1 protein-coding gene and 1 pseudogene are annotated in these 24,113 nt (G+C 69.9%); both read right to left on the bottom strand.

Annotation, left to right across the window (positions count from 1 at the left end):
* Positions 1-7 precede the first annotated feature (7 nt).
* A pseudogene (locus tag ACMTAK_RS11165) lies at positions 8-9,355 on the bottom strand (amino acid adenylation domain-containing protein); the annotation flags it as partial.
* Positions 9,355-23,895 (bottom strand): amino acid adenylation domain-containing protein, encoded by a 14,541-nt coding sequence (locus ACMTAK_RS11160; protein ID WP_413806067.1) that lies wholly within the window; start codon positions 23,893-23,895, stop codon positions 9,355-9,357. The pseudogene ACMTAK_RS11165 and the gene ACMTAK_RS11160, both read right to left, overlap by 1 nt.
* Between the last annotated feature and the right edge of the window lie 218 nt (positions 23,896-24,113).

Genomic DNA, 24,113 nt, shown 5'->3' with positions numbered 1-24,113 from the left:
TGTTGATGTCGTGTTGGGTGAGGTTGAGGAGGGGGAGGTCGGAGGGGGTTCGGCCGCTGGTGTGGTGTTGGGTGTGGGTGGTGAGGGCTTTGAGTGCGGTGTGCCAGTGGTGGGCGAGTTGGGTGATGTGGTGGGTGGTGTGGTGGTGGGGGTTGTAGGTGTAGGTGGTGGTGAGTTGGGGTCCGTGGGGGGTGTCTTGGGTGTGGGCGTTGATTTCGAGGGGGGTGTGGTGGAGGAGGTTGGGGTCGGTGTTGCCGTTGAGGGGGGTGGTTTCGGGTGCGTGGGGCCAGGGTTGGGTGGTGGATGGGTTTGAGGTTGGTGTGGTGGGGGTGTAGCGGCCGAGGTAGTTGAAGGTGGTGGGGGGTTGGGGGAGGTGGGTGAGGTGGGTTTTGGTGGTGGGGTTGAGGTGGCGGAGGAGTCCGTAGGTGGTGCCGTGGTGGGGTGTGGTGCGGAGGGTTTCTTTGATGGTTTTGAGGGCGGTGCCGAGGTGGGGTGTGTTGTGGGTGATGTCGTGCCAGGTGGCGGGTCCGGGGTGGAGTCGGATGGGGTGGAGGGTGGTGAACCAGCCGATGGTGCGGGTGAGGTCGAGGTGGGGGGTGAGTTCGTGGCGTCCGTGGCTTTCGAGGTTGATGAGGATGCTGTTGTCGGGGTCGGTGCCGGTGCCGGTGTTGGTGTGGTTGAGGGCGAGGGTGAGGGCGGTGAGGAGGACGTCGTTGATGCCGGCGTGGTAGTGGGCGGGTGTGGTGGTGAGGAGGGGTTGGGTGTGTTCGGGTGGGAGGGTGGTGGTGTGGTGGTGTAGTTCGTTGGTGGGGATGGGTGTGGGGGGTGGTGGTGTGGGGGTGTGGGGGTGGGGTTGGAGGGTGTGGGTCCAGTGGTGGAGTGTGGTGGTGTGGGTGGGGTGGTGGGCTTGTTGGGTGAGGTAGTGGGCCCAGGTGCGGTAGGAGGTGGGGACGGGTTCGAGGGTTGGGCCGGTGTGGGTGGGGTGGTGGTAGGCGTGGGTGAGGTCGGGGATGAGGATGCGCCAGGAGACTGCGTCGATGACGAGGTGGTGGGCGAGGAGGAGGAGTCGTCCGGGGGTGGTGGGTCCGAGGGTGAGGTGGATGGCTTGGAGCATGATGCCGTGTTCGGGGTGTAGGCGGGTTTGGGCGGTGGTTTGGTGTTCGGCGATGGCGGTGGGGATGTCGGGGTGGCCGGTGAGGTCGGTGTGGTGGAGGAGGCTTGCGGCGTTGATGCTGCCTGGGGGTGGTATGTGTAGTTCGGGTTCGCCTTCTGCGCTGTTGAGGGTGAGGCGGAGGATGTCGTGGTGGTCGATTAGGGTTTGTAGTGCGGTGGTGAGGTGTTGTTGGTCGAGGTTGGGGGGGACGGTCAGGAGGACTGATTGGTGGTAGGTGGTGAAGGGTCCGCCTCGTTCGAAGAGTTCTCGCATGATGGGGGTGGCGGGGAGGGTGCCGGTGCCGGTTTGGTGGCGGGTTGGTGTGGTGGTGGGGATGTGGGTTGCTGTTGTGGCCAGGGCGGCTGGGGTTTGGTGTTGGAAGACTTGGCGTGGGGTGAGCAGTAGACCTTGTTGGCGGGCGCGGCTGACGAGTTGGATGGACAGGATGCTGTCGCCACCCAGCGCGAAGAACCCGTCCTCCGGTCCGGCCTCGGGTAGGGCGAGTACGTCGGCGAACAGCTGGCACAGCGTGCGTTCGTGGGCATCGGCGGGGGCTCGTCCCTGACCGGTGCCGGTGGTTGCCGGTGTTGGAGCCGGGAGGGCTGCGTGGTCGAGTTTGCCGTTGGTGGTCAGTGGCAGGCGGTCGAGGGGGACGTAGTGGGAGGGGATCATGTAGTGGGGCAGTCGGTTGGCCAGCTGGGCCCGGATCTCCGCCGCAGGTGGCGGCTCCGCCCCGGCCCCGGCCTCCGCCCCGGCCCCGGCCTCGGCCTTGCTTCTGGTCTGCGTGGGGGTGAGGTAGGCGACGAGGCGACGGTCGCCGGGGCGGTCTTCGCGGACGGTCACCACGGCCTGTCCAATGCCTGGATGTGTGGTGAGCGCGGCCTGGATCTCTCCGGGCTCGATGCGGAATCCACGGAGCTTGACCTGCTCGTCGGCTCGCCCGCAGAACTCCAGCTGCCCGTCGGCCGTCCACCGCACCAGGTCCCCGGTGCGGTACATCCGCTCCCCGTCCGCCGTACCGTACGGGCAGGCCACGAACCGTTCCGCCGTGAGCCCCGGCCGTGCCCAGTACCCCCGCGCCACTCCACACCCCGCCACATACAACTCGCCCACCACACCCACCGGAACCAACCCCAACCCCGCATCCAGCACAAACAAGCGGGCATTGCCGATGGGTGTGCCGATCGGCGGCGGGCCCGTGTCCTCGGGAGTGGTGAGGTGTCCCGTCGTGTCGACGGTGGTCTCGGTCGGGCCGTAGGAGTTGTGCAGCCGCGCATGCGGAAGTGTGGCGACGAAGGAGTCGCGCAGATCGGCGGTCAGCGGTTCGCCACCGCAGACGACGTGGCGTACGGAGGCGCAGAGCCGCCGTGCCCCCTCCCACTCCAGCAGCAACCGCAACAGGGTCGGCACACAATGGACCACCGTGACCGCGTGACGTTCGACGACTGACAGCAGATGGCCGGGGTCGGCGTGGTGATCGGGGTCGGTGCCGATGATGCTTCCGCCGGTGAGCAGCGGGCAGAAGAGTTCCCACACCGAGACGTCGAAACTCATCGGTGTCCGCATGAGGAAGCGGTCATGTTCGGTCCAGCCGAAGGTCCCGATCCGCCACAGCAGATTGTTGACGATGGCTCCGTGCGGGACCACGACCGCCTTGGGCGTGCCCGTCGAGCCTGAGGTGTAGATGACGTAGGCCGGATGCGCGGGATGCAACGGGGCACGCCGCTCGCCATCGGATACGTCTCCCGTGTTGTGGCCTTCTACACGGGTGTGGGTGTCTTCGGTGTCGAGGAGGAGCCATGGCAGGGTGGCGGTGCTGGTGGGGAGGGTGTTGGCGAGTGTGCTTGTGGTGATGAGGAGGGTGGGTTCGCTGTCGTGGAGCATGAAGGTGATGCGGTCCGGTGGGTAGCCGGGGTCGAGGGGTACGTAGGCGGCTCCGGTTTTGGTGACGGCGAGTACGGCGGTGATCATCTCGACGGAACGTGGCAGGGCCAGTGCGATACGGGTTTCCGGTCCGGCGCCGTGCTCGATGAGCAGCCGGGCCAGCTGGTTGGCGCGAGTGTTGAGGTCGGCGTAGGACACGCTGTCGTCCTCGAGGACCATCGCCGTGGCCCGCGGAGTACGTGCCGTCTGTTCCTCGAACAGCTCCGGCAGCACCCGTCCCGCCCCGGTCGCCGCCACCGAGGCGCCCGTACCCCAGCCCAGCAGCCGCCCCCGCTCCTCCTCGGAGCAGCCGTCGACCCGCCCGACCCTGATATCAGGGTCGAAGGCCATGGCCTCCAGCACCCGCACCAGGCGGTCGGCGATCGTCGAGACGTCCTCGTGCCCGAACAGGTCCGGACGGTAGCCGAGTCGCATGTGCAGCCGCTCGTCCGGGACGACCAGCAGGGACAGGGCGTAGTGCACGGCGTCGCGCCCCGTGATGTCGACCGTCCTCAGTTCCCTGCCCGGGTCGAGCAACTGCCCCTGGTTGATAGGGTAGTTCTCGAAGACCGTCGTCGTGTCGAACAGGTCCCCGGAGCGCACTCCGCTCAGCCGCTGGATTTCGGCGAGCCCCAGGTGCTGGTGGTCGAGCAGTTCCGTCTGCTCCTCCTGGAGCCGGGAGAGCAGCCCGCCCAGCGACTCCTGGGGATCGATGCGCAGCCGGACCGGCACGGTGTTGATGAACAGGCCCACGATGGCCTCCACACCCGGCAGCTCCGCGGGGCGGCCCGAGACCGTGGTGCCGAACACCACGTCGTCCCGCCCGGTGAGCCTCCCGAGGACCAGCCCCCACGCCGCCTGGACGAGGGTGTTCAGTGTGAGCCCCGAACGCCTGGCGCGCTGTGAGAGCCGTGCGGTCAGCTCGGGGGACAGATCCGTGGAGTACTCCTCCGGCCACATCGCGGCACGCCCTGGAGCGGCGGGAGCGACCAGCGTGGGCTCGGTCAGCCCCTCCAGCGCCGTGCGCCAGGCGACGCGGGCGGCTTCCCGGTCCCGCCGCCCCAGCCAGGCCAGATAGTCGCGGTAGGGCACCGGCCGCGGCAGGTCCGTCTCGTCACCGGACCGTTCGTACAGCGCGAATAGCTCCCGCAGGACCAGGGGCACCGACCACCCGTCCCACAGCAGATGGTGGTTGGTGATGACCAGCCGGTGCCGGTCCGGGCCACCACGCAGGACCGCGAAACGGACCAGCGGTGGCCGCGCCGGATCGAACCGTATGGAGCGGTCCTCGGCCAGCCACCGCTCCACCGCCTCCCCGCGTTCGTCCTCCGCGACCCTCGTGAGGTCCACCTCCTGCCACGGCACGGACACCGCACCGGCGACGGCCTGGACGGGACGGGACAGGCCGTCGTGCAGAAACGCGGCGCGCAGATGTGGATGCCTGCGCAGCAGCGCGTCGGCGGCCGCGCGGAACCGGCCCGCGTCGAAGGGGCCCTCGAGTTCCAGGCAGAGCTGGACGAGATACACATCCGGGGCCGTGTCGTCGTACACGGCGTGGAACAGCAACCCCTCCTGCAGCGGGCCGAGCGGCAGAACCTCCACACTGCCCGGCGCCTTCCGCTCGACGCTCTCCGACTCCGCCCGGGAGAGCCGGACGAGTGCCGCCTCGGAGCGGCCCAGGCCCTCGGCGGCCGGTTCGTCGGGGGTACGGGCCACGGCGGCGAGTGCCGCGGGCGTTTTGTACTGGAAGACCTGGCGGGGAGTGAGCACCAGCCCCTCCCGGCGGGCACGGCTGACGAGCTGGATGGAGATGATGCTGTCCCCGCCCAGCGCGAAGAACTCCTCCTCCACTCCGACCTCGGCGAGCCCCAGCACCTCGGCGAACAGGGCGCACAGGGTCTTCTCGCGCGGGGTCGCCGCGGCCCGGCCGGTGCTTCGCTCGGCCCCGGGGTCGGGCACGGGCAGCGCGGTGCGATCGAGCTTTCCGTTCGCGGTCAACGGCAGCGCGTCGAGTGTCATGAGGGCAGACGGGAGCATGTAGTCGGGCAGGGTCGCGGCGAGGTGGGCCCGGAGGGACGCCACGAGTCCGCCCAGCTCGTGGGAGGCCCCGGGGTCGTTGGCGTACGAGCGCAGCGGACGCGGATCGTCGCCCCGCACGAACGGCGTGGCGTCGCCCCGCGCGAACGGCGCGAACGGCGCGGACGTCGGGGATGACGTGGACGCCGGGGATGGCGCGGAAGCCGGGGATGGCGTGGACGACGCAGACATCGCGGATGGCACAGACTGGTCGAGCACGCGATGGTCCACGCCCGCCGCCGTGTCCACGAAGACCGCGTCGAGACAGCCGTCGCTGTCGGACCAGGTGAGGGCGGCACGGTAGCCCAGACCCGCGGCGAGCTCGTGCAGGGCCTCCGGAGCGGACGCCTCGGTCCCCGGCCCCGCGGTGGCGGCCTCGCGGACGGCGTCCGGCGCCACTCCGTGCCGCAGTTGCCGCAACGCCTCCAGCTCGTCCGCGAGCCGGGCGTTGGGAATGCCGTTCACCCGCAGCATTTGGGGCCGGTGGCGCTCCAGGACCTCCGCCACTTCGGTGGTGGTGCGCACCTCCTCGCCCCACTGCCGCGCCACCACGTCGACCACCCGAGACGTCCCGGCCGTCCCACCCGTCCCGACCGTCCCGGCGTCCGAAACCCCCGTGGCGGGCGCCTTGACCAGGACCACGTCGTAACGGTGGCGGGTGAGCTCATTGCTCGCATGGCCACGTTTGATCCGCACATCGACCGCCGCCACCTCGGGCAGCCGGGACGGAAGGGTGGCGAAGAGGGCGGGGTCGACGACGAGTTCGCGCTCCTGCCGGATCGCCTTGTCGACCGTGGCCCGTAGGCTCTCGTTCGTCGTGCCGGGCGCGGCCTGGGCCAGGGCGACGGCCGTGGCGAAGCAGCGGAGCAGACGGGCGTTGCGCACATCGCCGACGAAGATCCGGCCACCGGGCGTGAGCAGTCGCATCGCCCCGGCCACCACCTCGACCAGATACTCCACACTGGGGAAGTACTGGACGACCGAGTTGAGCACGATGGTGTCGAACCGGCCGGCGGGCAGACCGGTGAAGTCGGCCGCGGGCTGGGAGCGCAGCTGTGTGCGGTCCGCCAGGGCCGGATCGCCCGCGATCCGCTCCCGCAGGTGGCCGATGACCGCGGGCGACACATCGGTGGCCCAGTACGCCTCACAGTGCGGTGCCAGGCGCGCCATGAGCAGCCCGGTACCGACCCCGATCTCCAGCACCCGGCACGGCTCCAGCTCCACGATCCGGTCAACGGTCGTGGTCAGCCACTCCCGCATCTCCGGTAGCGGAATGGGCCGCTGGTCATAGCTGCTGTCCCAGCCGACGAAGTCCTCCCGCAGGACGGTCGCGGCGCGGTCCCGGTACAGCGACTCGTAGACCGTGCGCCACTCCTCCACCTGCCGGCCGGCCAGGTCGCCGTCGGGGCCGGAGCGGCGCGCGGGCACCGCGTAGGCCACCAGGCGCCGGTGGCCGGGACGGTCCTCGCGGACGGTCGCGGCGGCCTGCGCCACCTCGGGATGCGCCGTCAGCGCGGCCTCGATCTCGCCGAGTTCAATACGGAAACCCCGCACCTTGACCTGGTCGTCCGCGCGTCCCACGAACTCCAGACGGCCCTCGCCGTCCCACCGCACGAGGTCGCCCGTGCGATACATCCGGGTGCCCGCCGGGCCGAAGGGATCGGTGACGAACCGCTCGGCGGTCATCGCCGCACGCCCCGCATACCCCCGGGCCAGCCCCGCCCCCGCCACGTACAGCTCGCCCACCACCCCGGGCGGCACCAGCCGCAGCCCGGGGTCGAGTACGTACACCGCCAGATCCGTCAGCCCCCGCCCGATGACACTCGGAGTCCCCGGTACGGCGTCCGCGTGGCCGAGCCGACCGGCGGTGACATGGACCGTGGTCTCGGTGATGCCGTACATGTTGACCACGACGGGGGCGTCGTCGCGGTGGCGGACGTACCAGCCCGCCAGCCGGGTGGGGTCCAGGGGCTCCCCGCCGAGCACGATGTACCGCAGGGCCAGCTCCGACCCCAGCGACGGCAGATCCTGGTCGGCGGCGATCAGCTGGTACAGGGCCGACGGCGTCTGGCACAGCACCGTGACCCCCTCGCGGACCAGCAGGCGCAGCACGTCCTCGGGGGAGCGGGTCACCTCCTTGTCCGGCACCACCAGCCGGCCACCGTGCAGCAGCGCCCCCCACATCTCCCAGACGGAGAAGTCGAAGGCGTACGAGTGGAACAGACACCACACATCGGTCTCACCGAAGGTGAACTGCTCCCGGGCGGCGCCGAACAGCCGCGCCACATTGCCGTACGGGACCTCGACACCCTTCGGGGTGCCGGTGGACCCGGAGGTGTAGATGACATAGGCCGGGTGGCGGGCGTCGAGCGGAAACGCGCGTTCGGCGTCGGACAGGTCGTGCGCGGGCAGCCCGCGCAGCCGGGCCACGGTTGCGTCCGCCCCAAGGACCAGGCGCTCCACGGACGGCGCGCCCGGCGGCAGGTCTTCGACGAGTCCGTCAGCGGTCACCAGCAGCGTGGCACGGCTGTCGGCGAGGGCGAAAGCGATGCGCTCCGCCGGGTGGTCCGGATCCAGTGGCACGAACGCGGCCCCGGCCTTGAGGACGGCCAGGATGGCCACGACCATGTCGGCCGAGCGCGGAAGGGCGAGTGCCACCCGCGTCTCGGCTCCCGCTCCGGAAGCCACCAGCAGCCGGGCGAGGCGATTGGCACGGCGGTTCACCTCCGCGTACGTCAGCCTGGTGTCCCGGTGCACCACCGCGACGGCCTCGGGAGTCCTGCGCACCTGCTCCTCGAACAGCAGCGGCAGCACCGCTTCGGTCCGTTCGGCGGGTTCCGTACGCGCCCCGCCCCATGTGCGCAGCATCAGCTCGCGCTCGCCCGGAGCCAGCGGATCGACCGTTCCGACCTGCGGATCGCTGGCCGACACCAGCATCCGCAGCACCCGCAGCAGCCGCTCCGCGACCGACTCGACCGCCTCCCGCGCCAGCAGGTCCGGCTGGTACCCCATCCGGATATGCAGCCGCTCTCCCGGAATCACCATGAGCGCCAGGGCGTAGTGGGTCGCGTCGTAACTGTCCACCGACAGCGTCCTGAGCTCCGTGGTGGGATCCAGCAGCCGCCCCTCGTCGAGGGGATAGTTCTCGAACACGGTGGTGGTGTCGAAGATCTCGCCCGATCCGATGCCCGCCAGCCGCTGGATCTCGACGAGCCCGAGGTGCTGATGGTCCAGGAGCCGCGCCTGCTCCTCCTGCAACCGGCTGAGCAGCGCGGACACCGGCTCGCGCGGATCCATCCGCAGCCGCAGCGGAACGGTGTTGATGAACAGCCCGACCATGGACTCCACACCGGGGATCTCGGCCGGCCGCCCGGAGACCGTGGTGCCGAACACCACATCGTCCCGCCCGGTCAGCCGACCCAGCAGAATCCCCCACCCGGCCTGCACCAGCGTATTGAGGGTGAGCCCCAAACTCCGTGCGCGCAGGGCGAGTTGTTCGGCCAGCTCAGCGGGCAGGTCGAACGAGAACTCCTCCGGGGGGACCGTGGTCCGGCCGGGGGCCGCGGACGTGAGCAGCGTGGGCTCCTCCAGCCCCGCGAGCGCCCGGCGCCACGCCTCGCGCGCCGCGTCACGGTCCTGGCGTCCGCACCACTCCAGATAGGTGCGATAGGGCACCGCCCGGGGGAGCGCCGACTCATCGCCGTTGTGGTCGTAGAGGGCGAAGTACTCCTGGACGACCAGGGGCAGCGACCATCCGTCGAGCAGAATGTGATGATGCGTCAGGACCAGGTGGAAGCGGTCGTCGTCCAGCCGGATGAGCGCGAAACGGATCAGGGGCGGACGCGTGAGATCGAAACGGGTGCCCCGGTCCTCGACCAGCCACCGCTGAAGCTCACCGCGCCGCTCCTCCTCGTCCAGCTCCCTGAGATCGACCTCGTGCCAACGGAGGGGCACCTCGCGCGGTACGAACTGGACGGGCTGCGAGAGGCCATGGTGGAGAAAACCCGCCCGGAGCGGAGGATGGCGCCGTACGAGTGCCTCGGCCGCCCGCCGGAACCGCGCCGGGTCGGCGGGGCCCTTGAGCTCGAAGGAGAGCTGCACCAGATAGACATCCGGCGCGGCGTCGTCGTACACGGCGTGGAACAGCAACCCCTCCTGGACCGCGGTCAGCGGGAGGACGTCTTCCAGCTCGCGCTTGTCCATCAGGCGTTCCTCCACCAGTCTTCGAGGTTGTTGATGTCGTGTTGGGTGAGGTTGAGGAGGGGGAGGTCGGAGGGGGTTCGGCCGCTGGTGTGGTGTTGGGTGTGGGTGGTGAGGGCTTTGAGTGCGGTGTGCCAGTGGTGGGCGAGTTGGGTGATGTGGTGGGTGGTGTGGTGGTGGGGGTTGTAGGTGTAGGTGGTGGTGAGTTGGGGTCCGTGGGGGGTGTCTTGGGTGTGGGCGTTGATTTCGAGGGGGGTGTGGTGGAGGAGGTTGGGGTCGGTGTTGCCGTTGAGGGGGGTGGTTTCGGGTGCGTGGGGCCAGGGTTGGGTGGTGGATGGGTTTGAGGTTGGTGTGGTGGGGGTGTAGCGGCCGAGGTAGTTGAAGGTGGTGGGGGGTTGGGGGAGGTGGGTGAGGTGGGTTTTGGTGGTGGGGTTGAGGTGGCGGAGGAGTCCGTAGGTGGTGCCGTGGTGGGGTGTGGTGCGGAGGGTTTCTTTGATGGTTTTGAGGGCGGTGCCGAGGTGGGGTGTGTTGTGGGTGATGTCGTGCCAGGTGGCGGGTCCGGGGTGGAGTCGGATGGGGTGGAGGGTGGTGAACCAGCCGATGGTGCGGGTGAGGTCGAGGTGGGGGGTGAGTTCGTGGCGTCCGTGGCTTTCGAGGTTGATGAGGATGCTGTTGTCGGGGTTGGGGTTGTCGGGGTTGGTGTTGGTGTGGTTGAGGGCGAGGGTGAGGGCGGTGAGGAGGACGTCGTTGATGCCGGCGTGGTAGTGGGCGGGTGTGGTGGTGAGGAGGGGTTGGGTGTGTTCGGGTGGGAGGGTGGTGGTGTGGTGGTGTAGTTCGTTGGTGGGGATGGGTGTGGGGGGTGGTGGTGTGGGGGTGTGGGGGTGGGGTTGGAGGGTGTGGGTCCAGTGGTGGAGTGTGGTGGTGTGGGTGGGGTGGTGGGCTTGTTGGGTGAGGTAGTGGGCCCAGGTGCGGTAGGAGGTGGGGACGGGTTCGAGGGTTGGGCCGGTTTGGGTGGGGTGGTGGTAGGCGTGGGTGAGGTCGGGGATGAGGATGCGCCAGGAGACTGCGTCGATGACGAGGTGGTGGGCGAGGAGGAGGAGTCGTCCGGGGGTGGTGGGTCCGAGGGTGAGGTGGGTGGCTTGGAGCATGATGCCGTGTTCGGGGTGTAGGCGGGTTTGGGCGGTGGTTTGGTGTTCGGCGATGGCGGTGGGGATGTCGGGGTGGCCGGTGAGGTCGGTGTGGTGGAGGAGGCTTGCGGCGTTGATGCTGCCTGGGGGTGGTATGTGTAGTTCGGGTTCTTCGCTGGTGTGGGTGAGGGTGAGGCGGAGGATGTCGTGGTGGTCGATTACGGTTTGTAGTGCGGTGGTGAGGTGTTGTTGGTCGAGGTTGGGGGGGACGGTCAGGAGGACTGATTGGTGGTAGGTGGTGAAGGGTCCGCCTCGTTCGAAGAGTTCTCGCATGATGGGGGTGGCGGGGAGGGTGCCGGTGCCGGTTTGGTGGCGGGTTGGTGTGGTGGTGGGGATGTGGGTTGCTGTTGTGGCCAGGGCGGCTGGGGTTTGGTGTTGGAAGACTTGGCGTGGGGTGAGCAGTAGGCCTTGTTGGCGGGCGCGGCTGACGAGTTGGATGGACAGGATGCTGTCGCCACCCAGCGCGAAAAACCCGTCCTCGGGGCCTGTTTGGGGAAGACCGAGGATGTCGGCAAATAGCTCACACAGCGCGCGTTCATGCCCGTCCGCGGGGGCTCGTTCGCTGCTGCCTTCCGAGGTGGGGATGGGGAGAGCTGCGTGGTCGAGTTTGCCGTTGGCGGTCAGTGGCAGGCGGTCGAGGGGGACGTAGTGGGAGGGGATCATGTAGTGGGGCAGTCGGTTGGCCAGCTGGGCCCGGATCTCCGCCGCAGGTGGCGGCTCCGCCCCGGCCCCGGCCTCCGCCCCGGCCTCCGCCCCGGCCTCGGCCTTGCTTCTGGTCTGCGCGGGGGTGAGGTAGGCGACGAGGCGACGGTCGCCGGGGCGGTCCTCGCGGACGGTCACCACGGCCTGCCCAATGCCTGGATGTGTGGTGAGCGCGGCCTGGATCTCTCCGGGCTCGATGCGGAATCCACGGACCTTGACCTGCTCGTCGGCCCGCCCGCAGAACTCCAGCTGCCCGTCGGCCGTCCATCGCACCAGGTCCCCGGTGCGGTACATCCGCTGCCCGTCCGCCGTACCGTACGGGCAGGCCACGAACCGTTCCGCGGTCAGCCCCGGCCGTGCCCAGTACCCCCGCGCCACTCCACACCCCGCCACGTACAACTCGCCCACCACACCCACCGGAACCAACCCCAACCCCGCATCCAGCACAAACACTCGGGAGTTCGGCACCGGGGAGCCGATGGGCACCGAGGTGTGCGCTGCCCCGTCGGAGTGCCACACCGTGGCGTAGACGGTCGTCTCGGTGGGGCCGTAGGCATTGGCGATGCGCGCCCCGGGGAACCGGGACTGCGCGGTGGCCAGCAGCTGGGGGGAGAGGGCTTCGCCCGCCAGGACGATCGTGTCGAGAGACGAGTCTTCGGTCTGCTGCTGGGTGGAGAGCAGACTCGCCAGGACGGAGGGAACGGCACTCAGCAGACCACCGGCACTCAGCAGCCCGGGGTCGGCGGCTGCGGACAGCAGATCGGGGACGAGTTCCACCGTGCCGCCGAGCGTGAGCGGTACGAGCAGTTCGAAGACGGAGACGTCGAAGGTGAAGGACGTCGTCGCCCTCACCTGCGCCAGTCGGTCCGCGCCGAGGTCGTCCCGAGCCCAGGCCACCAGGTCCACCACATTGGCGTGGGAGACGACCACCCCCTTGGGCGTGCCCGTCGAGCCTGAGGTGTAGATGACGTAGGCCGGATGCGCGGGATGCAACGGGGCACGCCGCTCGCCATCGGATACGTCTCCCGTGTTGTGGCCTTCCACACGGGTGTGGGTGTCTTCGGTGTCGAGGAGGAGCCATGGCAGGGTGGCGGTGCTGGTGGGGAGGGTGTTGGCGAGTGTGCTTGTGGTGATGAGGAGGGTGGGTTCGCTGTCGTGGAGCATGAAGGTGATGCGGTCCGGTGGGTAGCCGGGGTCGAGGGGTACGTAGGCGGCTCCGGTTTTGGTGACGGCGAGTACGGCGGTGATCATCTCGACGGAACGTGGCAGGGCCAGTGCGATACGGGTTTCCGGTCCGGCGCCGTGCTCGATGAGCAGCCGGGCCAGCCGGTTGGCGCGAGTGTTGAGGTCGGCGTAGGACACGCTGTCGTCCTCGAAGACCATCGCCGTGGCCCGCGGAGTACGTGCCGTCTGTTCCTCGAACAGCTCCGGCAGCACCCGTCCCGCCCCGGTCGCCGCCACCGAGGCGCCCGTACCCCAGCCCAGCAGCCGCCCCCGCTCGTCGTGGCCGAGGAGGTCGATCCGGCTCAGGGCCTGGTCGGGATGGTCCGCGACGGTGTCCAGCACACGCAGGAGACGGTCGACGATCGCCTGGGCCGTGCGGTGCTCGAAGAGGTCGGTGGCGTATTCGAGGCTGCCCCGGATGCCGTTCGGCTCCCCGCCCTCGGCGGTGTGCGTCTCCGCGAGCGCGAAGGCCAGGTCGAACTTGGCCGTGTCGGTGGCCACCTCCAGCGGCTCGGCGGCCACTCCCGGCAGGGAGAGTTCGGTCGCCCGGAGGTTCTGGAAGGTGAGCATCACCTGGAACAGCGGGTGCCGGGCCAGGGACCGGACCGGGTTGACCGCCTCCACCACCCGTTCGAACGGCACCTCCTGATGCGCGTACGCGGCTCCGTCCGTCTCCCGCACCCGTTCCAGGAGGGTCAGGAAGTCCGGGTCCCCGCTGGTGTCGGTGCGCAGCACCAGCGTGTTGACGAAGGGGCCGACCAGGTCGTGCACGGCCACCTCGTCGCGGCCGGCGAAGGCCGTGCCCAGAGGGATGTCCGTCCCAGCGCCGAGTCGCGTCAGCAGGGCCGCGAGGGCGGCCTGGACCACCATGAACACGCTGGCGTCCTGGGACCGGGCCAGCCGGGCCAGCCTCCGGTGCAGCGGAGCCGGAACGGCGATGTCCACGGTCGAGCCCTGGTGTCCGGCCACCGGCGGCCGCGGCCGGTCCGTCGGCAGCGGGAGTTCCTCGGGCAACTCCGCGAGCGTCTCACGCCAGAACGCGAGCTGCCGGGAGAGCACACTGTCATCCCGGTCCTCCGCGCCCAGCACCTGGCGCTGCCAGAGCCCGAAGTCCGCGTACTGCAACGGCAGATCGTCGCTCCAGCGCGGTTCCGAACCGGCCGTCCGGGCCCGGTAGGCGGTGGCGAGGTCGGCGAAGAGCGGCTCCAGCGACCAGCCGTCGGCCGCGATGTGGTGGACCACCACGAGCAGCACATGCTCGGCGTCGCCCTGCGGGAACAGGCTTATGCGCAAGGGCAGTTCGGTGGCCAGATGGAAGCCACGCCCGGCTTCCTCCGCCAGCGCCGCCGCGAGCGTGTCGTCCGAAGCACGTCCGGCCGAGGCTCCGGCCGCGCCCCCGCCCGAGTCCGTTTCGTCGACCACCGGCCGCACGCTCCGTACGACGGCGTGCAGCGCGGACCGGGCCGCGTCCGGGCCCAGGACCCGCTGCCACGGCCGGCCGTCGTCCCCGTGCGGATAGACGGTGCGCAGCACCTCGTGCCGGGCCGCGACGTCCCCCGCCGCGGCCATCAGCGCCTCCCGGTCCAGCGGGCCGCGGAGCCGCAGACCGACCACGATGTTGTAGGTCGCCGCCCGATCGCCCTCCAACTCCTGGAGGAACCACAGCCGTTGCTGGGCGTACGACAGCGGCAGGCGGCCCGTACGCGGCATCGGCCCCAGCAGTGGGCGTGCCACGTCCCGTTCCGCGCCCTGGATCACCGCCGCCAACCGCTCGACCGTCGGCGCCTGGAACACAGCACGGATGCCCAGGTCGACGCCGGTGCGGGTGCGTACCTGTCCCATCAGCCGCATCGCGAGCAGCGAATGCCCGCCCAGTTCGAAGAAGCCGTCCGCCACGCCCACCTCGGGTACGCCCAGTACCTCGGCGTACAGCGTGCACAGCAGCCGCTCCCAGGGGGAGGCCGGTGGCCGGCCGGTGCCGGGGCCGCCGATGGGGCCGGGCGCGGGCAGCGCCTTGCGGTCCAGCTTCCCGCTCGACGTCAGCGGCAACGCGTCCAAAGGCACCACCGCGGACGGGACCATGTGCTCCGGCACCTGCTCGCGGAGCCAGGAGCGCAACTCGGCCGGGTCAGGTTCATGGCCGGGCCGGGCGACGGAGTAGCCGATCAGCCGAGGGTCCCCCGGCCGGTCCTCGCGGACCGCCACGGCGGCCCGCGCCACCTGCGGATGCGAGGCCAGCACCGCCTCGATCTCTCCCGGCTCGATCCGGAATCCCCGCAGCTTGACCTGGTGGTCGGCCCGGCTGAGGTACTCCAGCCGCCCGTCCTCGCCCCAGCGCACCAGGTCACCGGTGCGATACATCCGCGACCCGGCCGGGCCGTACGGATCGGCCACGAACCGCTCGGCGGTCAGGCCGGGCCGGTCGAAATACCCACGGGCCACACCCGTTCCCGCGATGTGCAGCTCGCCCACCACGCCCGGCGGCAGCAGGCCCAGGTGCCGGTCCAGGACGTAGCCGCGCGTGGTGTCCAGCGGTGTCCCGATCCGCGGCGCGCCGTCGTCATCGGCCCGGACGGCACCCGTGGTGGACCAGACCGTGGTCTCGGTGGGCCCGTACAGGTTCACCACCTCGGCGCCGAGCGCGAGCAGCCGCCGCGCGAGCGGGGAAGGCAGCACCTCGCCACCGCTGAGGACCCGCACCCCCGATAGCACCCTCGCATGGTCGCCCCCGTCGGGCACCTCGCCGAGCAACGCCTGCCACAGCGTGGGCGTGGCCTGCGCCAACGACACCCCGTGGCGGCCCATCAGGCCCAGCAGAGCAGCCGGATCGCGTGTCTGGGCCGCCGAGGCCAGGACGACGCGCGCCCCCGCCACGAGCGGCATGAACCACTCCACCGCCACCACGTCGAACGATGGCGTGGAGGCGGCCAGTACCGCGTCCGACCCGGTGAGCGGGGTGCGCCGGGCCATGGCCCGCAGGAACCGGCCGAGACCGCTCCGGGACGCCACCACACCCTTGGGCCTGCCGGTGGAACCGGAGGTGTAGAAGAGGTGCGCGGGGTGGTCCGGCAGCAGGGGACACCCGCGGTCCGCGTCCGTCAGGTTGCCCGCTCCCGCCTTCGCCAGCCGGTCCGCGGTGTCCTTGGCGTCCAGCAGCAGCCGTGGCACCGTGGCCGTCCCAGCGGGCAGGGTTTCGGCGATCGCTTCGGTCGTCACCAGGAGGGTCGGACGGCTGTCGGTGAGCATGAACGCGATGCGCCGCGGCGGGTAGTCCGGGTCGACGGACACGAAGGCGGCACCCGCCTTGAGGACGGCCAGCGCGGTGATGAGCAGGTCCGGGCCACGGGGCAGGGAGAGGGCGACCCGGGTCTCGGGCGCCGCACCCGCCGCGACGAGCACCCGGGCCAGCCGGTTCGCCCGCTCGTTCAACTCCCGGTAGCGGAGCCGCTGTTCCTCGAAGACCACGGCCACGTCGGCCGGGGTGCGCTCGGCCTGGCGCTCGAACGCCTCCGGCAGCAGCACCGTGTCATCGGCTCCGGTCACGCCGGCCGAGGCGTTGCCCCACTGCCGCAGCAGGCGATCCCGCTCGGTCGGGGTCAGCACGTCGAGCCGCGCCACCGTCCGATCCGGGGCGTCCGCCACGCTCTCCAGCACCCGGACCAGACGCCGCGCGAGCTCACGTACGGCCGAGTGGCCGAAGGCATCGGGACGGTAGCCCAGCTGGAGCCGCAGGGACTCGCCCGGGATCACGACCAGGGCCAGCGCATAGTGGGTGGCGTCCCGGCCGGTGCTGCCCACCACCCGCAGCCCGTCCTCCGGCGCGCCGACCCGCTCGGGCCGCACCGGGTAGTTCTCGAAGACCAGCACCGTGTCGAAGAGCTCGCCGACCCCCGCGAGCGACTGCACCTCGATCAGCCCCAGATGCTGGTGCTCCGACAGCGCCGCCTGACGCGCCTGCACCTCCTCCAGCAACTCCAACAGCCCCTGTCCCGGGGCAACTTGGACCCGTACCGGCAATGTGTTGATGCACAGGCCGACTAGCGACTCGACACCGGGCACCTCCGGTGGCCGCACCGCGGCCGTGGCCCCGAACACCACATCGTCGCGGCCGGTCAGCCGCCCCAGCAGCAGCCCCCATGCCACCTGCACCAGTGTGTTCAGCGTCAGCCCCGAGGAGCGGGCGCGCCGGGTCAGCCGTGCCGTCAGACCAGCGGGCACATCCAGGCAGAACTCCTCGGGGACCACCGCCGTACGCCCGTACGCCTCCGGAGCCAGCAACGTCGGCTCCGCCACCCCGGCCAGCGCCTCGCGCCACGCCTCGCGCGCGGCGGTGGCGTCCTGCGCGGTGAGCCAGGCGAGGTAGTCGCGGTAGGCCGCCGGGCGGGGCAGCAGACGGTCGTCCCCGGCCTCCCCGTACAGGAAGAACAGCTCCTGTACGAGGACCGGCGTCGACCAGCCGTCCAGCAGGATGTGGTGGTGGGTCATGACCAGACGGCTGCGTCCACCGCCGAGGCGGAACAGCGTGAACCGCATCAGTGGCGGCCGGGTGAAGTCGAACCGCGTGGCGCGGTCCTCCGCCAGCCAGCGCTCATACTCCCCGTCCTGCTCGGCAGGGGAGAAACCGCTGAGGTCGATCTCCTGCCACGGTGTCGGCGCATGGCGGGGCACGACCTGGACCGGCCTGGACAGGCCGTGGTGGAGGAACCCGGCCCGCAGATGGGGATGGCGAAGCAGCAGAGTGTCCACCGCCTGCCGGAAGCGGACGCTGTCGATGTCGCCCTCGAGGTCGAAGGCGAACTGCACCAGATACACGTCCGGGGCAGCCTCGTCGAACACGGCGTGGAAGAGGAGCCCCTCCTGCAACGCGGTCAGTGGCAAGGTGTCGACGGCGCCGGGAAACCGCTGCTCGACCGCGGCCACGTCCTCGGTGGTGAGGGAGAGCAGCGGGGGCGAGGCGGAGGCGCGGGCACCGGTAGTGGCCGGGGCCCCGGGTGGCGAGGCGAGGCGCGCCAGGGCGGCGGCGGTCTGGTGCTGGAAGACCTGGCGGGGGGTGAACACCAGCCCCTCCCTGCGGGCGCGACTCACCAACTGCATGGACAGGATGCTGTCCCCGCCCAGGGCGAAGAACCCCTCCTCCGCACCCGGCTCCGGCACTCCCAGCACCTCGGCGAACAGACGGCACAGGGCCTCTTCGCGCGGTGTCGATGGCGGGCGTCCACCGGCCCCTTCGGCGCTCCGGGCGGGCGCGGGCAGGGCCGCCCGGTCGAGCTTGCCGCTCGGGGTGAGGGGCAGCGCGTCGAGGACGATGACCGCGGAGGGCACCATATGGGCCGGTAGCCGCGCCGCCAGATACGACCGCAGCTCCTCCGGTGGCGTATCGCGGTGACCCGGGCTGGTGGTGGTGTAGGCGATGAGGTGTTTGTTGTTGTGGTGGTCGTGGTGGAGGGTGGTGGCGGCGTGGGTGATGTGGGGGTGGGTGGTGAGGGTGTTTTCGATTTCGGCGGGTTCGATGCGGTAGCCGTGGAGTTGGATTTGGTTGTCGGTGCGGTGGTGGTAGTGGAGTTGGTGGGTGGTGGGGTGGTGGTGGGCGAGGTCGCCGGTGCGGTAGAGGCGGGTGCCGGGTGGTCCGTAGGGGTTGGCGATGAAGTGGGTGGCGGTGAGGGTGGGGTTGTTGTGGTAGTTGCGGGCGAGGGTGGGTCCGGTGATGTAGAGCTCGCCGGGGGTGTTGGGTGGGGTGGGTTGGAGGTGGGTGTCGAGGAGGTGGGTGGTGAGGTGGGGGAGGGGGTGTCCGATGGGGCTGGGTGTGTGGGGTGTGTGGGTGGTGTTGGGGTTGAGGGGGTGGTGGGTGACGTGGATGGTGGTTTCGGTGATGCCGTACATGTTGGTGATGGTGGTGTGGGGGTGGTGTTGGTGGAAGGTGGTGAGGCGGGTGGGGTCGAGGGGTTCGCCGCCGAGGATGATGTGGTGGAGGGGGAGGGGTTGGTCGTGGTGGTGTTGTTGGTGGGTGTTGATGAGGTGGTAGAGGGCGGTGGGTGTTTGGCAGAGGGTGGTGATGTGTTCTTGGTGGATGAGGGTGATGAGGTCGTGGGGGGAGCGGGTGGTGTTGTGGTTGGGGATGATGAGGGTGTGGCCGTGGAGGAGGGCGCCGAGGATTTCCCAGACGGAGAAGTCGAAGGCGTAGGAGTGGAATTGGCACCAGGTTTGTGGGGTGGGGTGGGTGAAGTAGTGGTGGGTGGCGGTGAAGAGGTGGATGAGGTTGGTCTGGGGGATGGTGACGCCTTTGGGGGTGCCGGTGGAGCCGGAGGTGTAGATGAGGTAGGCGGGGTGTCGTGTGTCGGGGGGTGTGGGCTGTTCGGTGGGGGTGAGGTTGGTGGTGGGTAGTTCGTGTAGGCGGGCGGTGGTGTGCGGGTGGTCGAGCAGTACACGTGGTGTGGCGTCCGCATCGCTCGGCGGGGGCAGTGTGGGGGCGGTGTCGGTGGTGGTGATCAGGGCGGTGGGGTTGCTGTCGGCTAGGAGGTAGGCCAGGCGTTCTTGGGGGTAGTCGGGGTCCAGTGGTACGTAGGCGGCGCCGGTTTTGAGTACGGCGAGGATCGCGGTGATGGTCTGTGCGGAGCGTGGCAGGGCGAGGGCGATGCGGTGTTCGGGTCCGGCACCGGTTTCCAGCAGGAGTCGGGCGAGTTGGTTGGCGCGTTCGTTGACCTGGCGGTAGGTCCACCGCTGGTCGCCGCATACCACGGCCACCGTGTCCGGGGCTCGTACCACCCACTCCTCGAACATCCCCGACAACGACACCTTCGGGTCGGCCTCCGCGACACGGGCGCCCCGGCGCGGCACCAGCCGTTTCCGCTCGTCATCCAAGAGCACATCGATCCGATCGACGTTCCGGCCCGGATCGTCGGCGATGGCCTCCAGGACGCGGCCCAGCCGCTGTGCCACCACCCGTATGGCCGGGGCCTCGAACACATCCGGCCGGTAACCGAGGCGCAGCCGGAGCCGTTCGCCCGGGACCACGACCACCGCCAACGGGTAGTGCGTGGCGTCCTGACCATCGGTGGCCGTCAGCCGCAGCCCGGCGCGGGCCGCCTGCGCATGGGCCCCGGCGCCCACGGGGTAGTTCTCGAAGACCACCACCGTGTCAAAGAGCTGCCCCGTCCCGGCGGCGGGCCGCAGCTCCGACAGCCCCAGATGGTGGTGTGCGGAAAGCTCGCCGTGCTGGCGTTGTACGGCCGCCAGCAACTCCTCCACCGGTCGGCCCACCGGCACCCGGACACGTACCGGCACCGTGTTGATGCACAGCCCGACCAACGACTCGATGCCCGCCACCTCCGCCGGGCGCACCGCCACCGTCGTACCGAACACCACGTCGTCGCGGCCGGTCAGCCGGCCCAGCAGGATGGCCCACGCGGTCTGCACCAGTGTGTTGAGGGTGAGACCCATCCGCCGGGCACGTTGGGCGAGTTGGGCGGTCCGCTCCACCGACAGATCGACGGCCATCTCGTCGGGGGCCACGGTCGTACGGCCCGGATCGGCGGGTGCCAGCAGGGTGGGCTCCGCCACACCTTCCAGCGCCGTGCGCCAGGCGGCGCGGGCCGCGTCCCGGTCCTGCCGCCGCAGCCAGTCCAGGTACTCCCGGTAGGGCGCGGTGGCGGGCAGGCCCGAGTCGTCCCCGTCCCGCTCGTACAGCGTGAACAGCTCCTGGACGACGAGCGGCACGGACCAGCCGTCCAGCAGGATGTGGTGACTGGTCATCACCATCCGGTACTCATTCGCGCCCCAACGGACGAGGGCGAAGCGGATCAGTGGCGGCCGGGTGAGGTCGAACCGCGTGGCGCGGTCCTCGGCCAGCCACCGGTCGAACGCGGCGGGGCGCTGCTCATCGGGAAGGTCGCCGAGATCCAGCTCGTGCCAGACGGAGGGGACAGCGGGCGCCACCACCTGCACGGGCTGGGACAGTCCGTGGTGATGGAAGGACGCGGCCAGGTTCGGATGGCGGCGCAGCAGGGCGTCCGCCGCCCGCCGGAAGCGTGCGCCGCTGACCTCCCCTTCGAGGTGGAAGGTGAACTGCACCAGATAGACGTCCGGGGCCGCCTCGTCGTACACGGCGTGGAACAGCAGTCCGCTCTGGAGAGGTGTCAGCGGCAGTAGCTCCGCGGTGTCGGCGGTGTCGGCGGTGTCCGTGGCTTTCGCCGACAGGCCCGCGCACTCCACCGACAGGCTCGCGTATTCGGGCGGGGTGAGGGTCACCAATGGCCTCGCGTTCCCGGAGGTGAGTTCCTGCGACGGGGCCGCCGGGCCGTTTCCGGAGTGGGCGACGGAGGCGAGGCCCTCCGGAGTGCGGTGCTGGAAGACCTGCTCCGGCGTGAGGACGAGTCCCTCCGCGCGGGCGCGGCTGACCAGCCGCATGGCGAGGACGCTGTCGCCACCCACGTTGAAGAAGCTCGTGTCCGCGCCCACATCGGGGATGCCGAGCACCTCGCCGAAGAGAGCACACAGCCGTGCCTCCTGAGGTGTGGCCGCCGGCCGTCCCGAAGCGAGCGCGGAGAAGTCGGGTGCGGGGAGGGCCGCGCGGTCGAGCTTGCCGTTCGCCGTGAGCGGCATCCGGTCGAGCGCGATGATCGCCGAGGGCACCATATGGGCGGGCAGCCGCTCGCTGAGATACGACCGGAGCGAGGCGACTATCGCACCCGTCCCGTGTGCGAGTCCGGGCTCGTTGGCGTAGGCGGAGGCGGGACGGCGGGATGTGGCGGAGGGCGGTGCGGCGATGTCGAGGGTGGGGACGCCGACAGTGGGGGTGGCGGGGGAGGTGGTGTCGCGGATGGCCTTATCGGGGGTCGGCCTACGCCGGTCAGTGCTGAGGTCGATGAACACACCGTCGAGACGCCCTTCATCGGCCGCCCAGCGCAGCGCCAAGTCGTAGCCGTGTGTCTCGGCGAGCCGGTGGAGCGCTTCCGGGTCGGGTGTCGCGTCCGGCTCGGTGTCCGGATCCATCCCCGAGCCGTCGTGCCCGGCCGTCGGGACCGTTGCCGTGAGGTGGCGCCGGGCGTCGTCCGGGTCGGCGCCGGTGTCGACCCGGCGGAGGGCGGTGAGCTCACCGGTCAGCCGGGTGTTGGGGATGCCGGACACCCGCAGCGCTCGTGGGCGGCGGTCTCCCGTCAGTGCGTCGCGCAGGTCGTCCACCGTACGGATGTCCTCACCCCACCGCAGATGCGGCGCACGGTCGGTGGCGAGCAGTGTGACGGGACCCTTGGTGAGGATGACGTCATAGCGGTGCCGGGTGAGTTCGTTGCGTGCCGAGCCGCGTTTGACGCGGACGTCGACGGCGCCGATGGCGGGCACGACGGATGTGAGGGTGGTGAAGTACTCCGGATCCACCAGGAGTTCCCGCTCCAGGCGGATGGCGTTGTCCACGGTGGCGCGCAGGCTCTCCGGCGTGCTCCCCGCGGACGCCTGGGTGAGGGCGACCGCGGTGGCGAAGCAGCGCAGCAGGCGAAGGTTGCGTACGTCTCCGATGAACAGCTTCCCGCCGGGCTTGAGGACCGCCATGGCATGGGTGATGACATCGGTCAGGTAGTCGACGTTCGGGAAGTACTGGACGACGGAGTTGATGACGACGGTGTCGAAGCGCCCCTCGGGCAGCGTGCTGAAGTCATGGGCGGGCCGGCACTCGAGCGTCACCCGGCCGTCGCCTGCGCCCAGCGCGGAATCCTGCGCCACACGCTGATCCAGGGCGGCGATGGCGGAGGCCGAGACGTCGGTGCCCCAGTAGCTCGCACAGTCCGGAGCCAGACGTGACAGGAGCAGACCGGTGCCGACCCCGATCTCCAGGACATCACGCGGGCCGAGCGCGCTGATGCGGTCCACGGTCGTGGCCAGCCACTCCCGCATTTCCCGCAGAGGGATGGGCTGCTGGTCGTAGCTGCTGTCCCAGCCGACGAAGTCCTCGCTCAGCGAAGTGGCGGCCCGGTCCCCGTAGAGGGAGTCGTAGACCGCGCGCCACTCCTCGACCTGCTGCTCCACCACATCCGCCGCCCGGTGAACGCTCCGGCTGGTGGTGGTGTAGGCGATGAGGTGTTTGTTGTTGTGGTGGTCGTGGTGGAGGGTGGTGGCGGCGTGGGTGATGTGGGGGTGGGTGGTGAGGGTGTTTTCTATTTCGGCGGGTTCGATGCGGTAGCCGTGGAGTTGGATTTGGTTGTCGGTGCGGTGGTGGTAGTGGAGTTGGTGGGTGGTGGGGTGGTGGTGGGCGAGGTCGCCGGTGCGGTAGAGGCGGGTGCCGGGTGGTCCGTAGGGGTTGGCGATGAAGTGGGTGGCGGAGAGGGTGGGGTTGTTGTGGTAGTTGCGGGCGAGGGTGGGTCCGGTGATGTAGAGCTCGCCGGGGGTGTTGGGTGGGGTGGGTTGGAGGTGGGTGTCGAGGAGGTGGGTGGTGAGGTGGGGGAGGGGGTGTCCGATGGGGCTGGGTGTGTGGGGTGTGTGGGTGGTGTTGGGGTTGAGGGGGTGGTGGGTGACGTGGATGGTGGTTTCGGTGATGCCGTACATGTTGGTGATGGTGGTGTGGGGGTGGTGTTGGTGGAAGGTGGTGAGGCGGGTGGGGTCGAGGGGTTCGCCGCCGAGGATGATGTGGTGGAGGGGGAGGGGTTGGTCGTGGTGGTGTTGTTGGTGGGTGTTGATGAGGTGGTAGAGGGCGGTGGGTGTTTGGCAGAGGGTGGTGATGTGTTCTTGGTGGATGAGGGTGATGAGGTCGTGGGGGGAGCGGGTGGTGTTGTGGTTGGGGATGATGAGGGTGTGGCCGTGGAGGAGGGCGCCGAGGATTTCCCAGACGGAGAAGTCGAAGGCGTAGGAGTGGAATTGGCACCAGGTTTGTGGGGTGGGGTGGGTGAAGTAGTGGTGGGTGGCGGTGAAGAGGTGGATGAGGTTGGTCTGGGGGATGGTGACGCCTTTGGGGGTGCCGGTGGAGCCGGAGGTGTAGATGAGGTAGGCGGGGTGTCGTGTGTCGGGGGGTGTGGGCTGTTCGGTGGGGGTGAGGTTGGTGGTGGGTAGTTCGTGTAGGCGGGCGGTGGTGTGGGGGTGGTCGAGCAGTACACGTGGTGTGGCGTCCGCATCGCTCGGCGGGGGCAGTGTGGGGGCGGTGTCGGTGGTGGTGATCAGGGCGGTGGGGTTGCTGTCGGCTAGGAGGTAGGCCAGGCGTTCTTGGGGGTAGTCGGGGTCCAGTGGTACGTAGGCGGCGCCGGTTTTGAGTACGGCGAGGATCGCGGTGATGGTCTGTGCGGAGCGTGGCAGGGCGAGGGCGATGCGGTGTTCGGGTCCGGCACCGGTTTTCAGCAGGAGTCGGGCGAGTTGGTTGGCGCGTTCGTTGACCTCGCGGTAGGTCCACCGCTGGTCGCCGCACACCACGGCCACCGTGTCCGGGGCTCGTACCACCCACTCCTCGAACATCCCCGACAACGACACTCTGTTCGGATCAGTGCATGCGGCAAGCGCTGTGTTCTCCACCATTCCACCCAGCCAATTCATCGGGAAGTCGCATCACGTAGAGAGACGCATGAGGGTAGTTATCTGAATCCAGTGGTTATCTGAATCAGTGGTTATTTGAATCCAGCCCGGTTTTGAGTGTCCTTGCCCGCTTGTACCAGCGTCGCCGGACGACATCTCAT

It is taken from the genome of Streptomyces lacaronensis (assembly GCF_047337785.1).
Lineage (GTDB): Bacteria > Actinomycetota > Actinomycetes > Streptomycetales > Streptomycetaceae > Streptomyces > Streptomyces lycopersici.
This window is presented reverse-complemented; position numbering and strand designations above follow the sequence as displayed.

Coding starts and splice junctions, on each gene's coding strand:
- ACMTAK_RS11160 (WP_413806067.1), bottom strand. CDS start 23,895: ATGTTCGAGGAGTGGGTGGTACGAGCCCCGGACACGGTGGCCGTGGTG.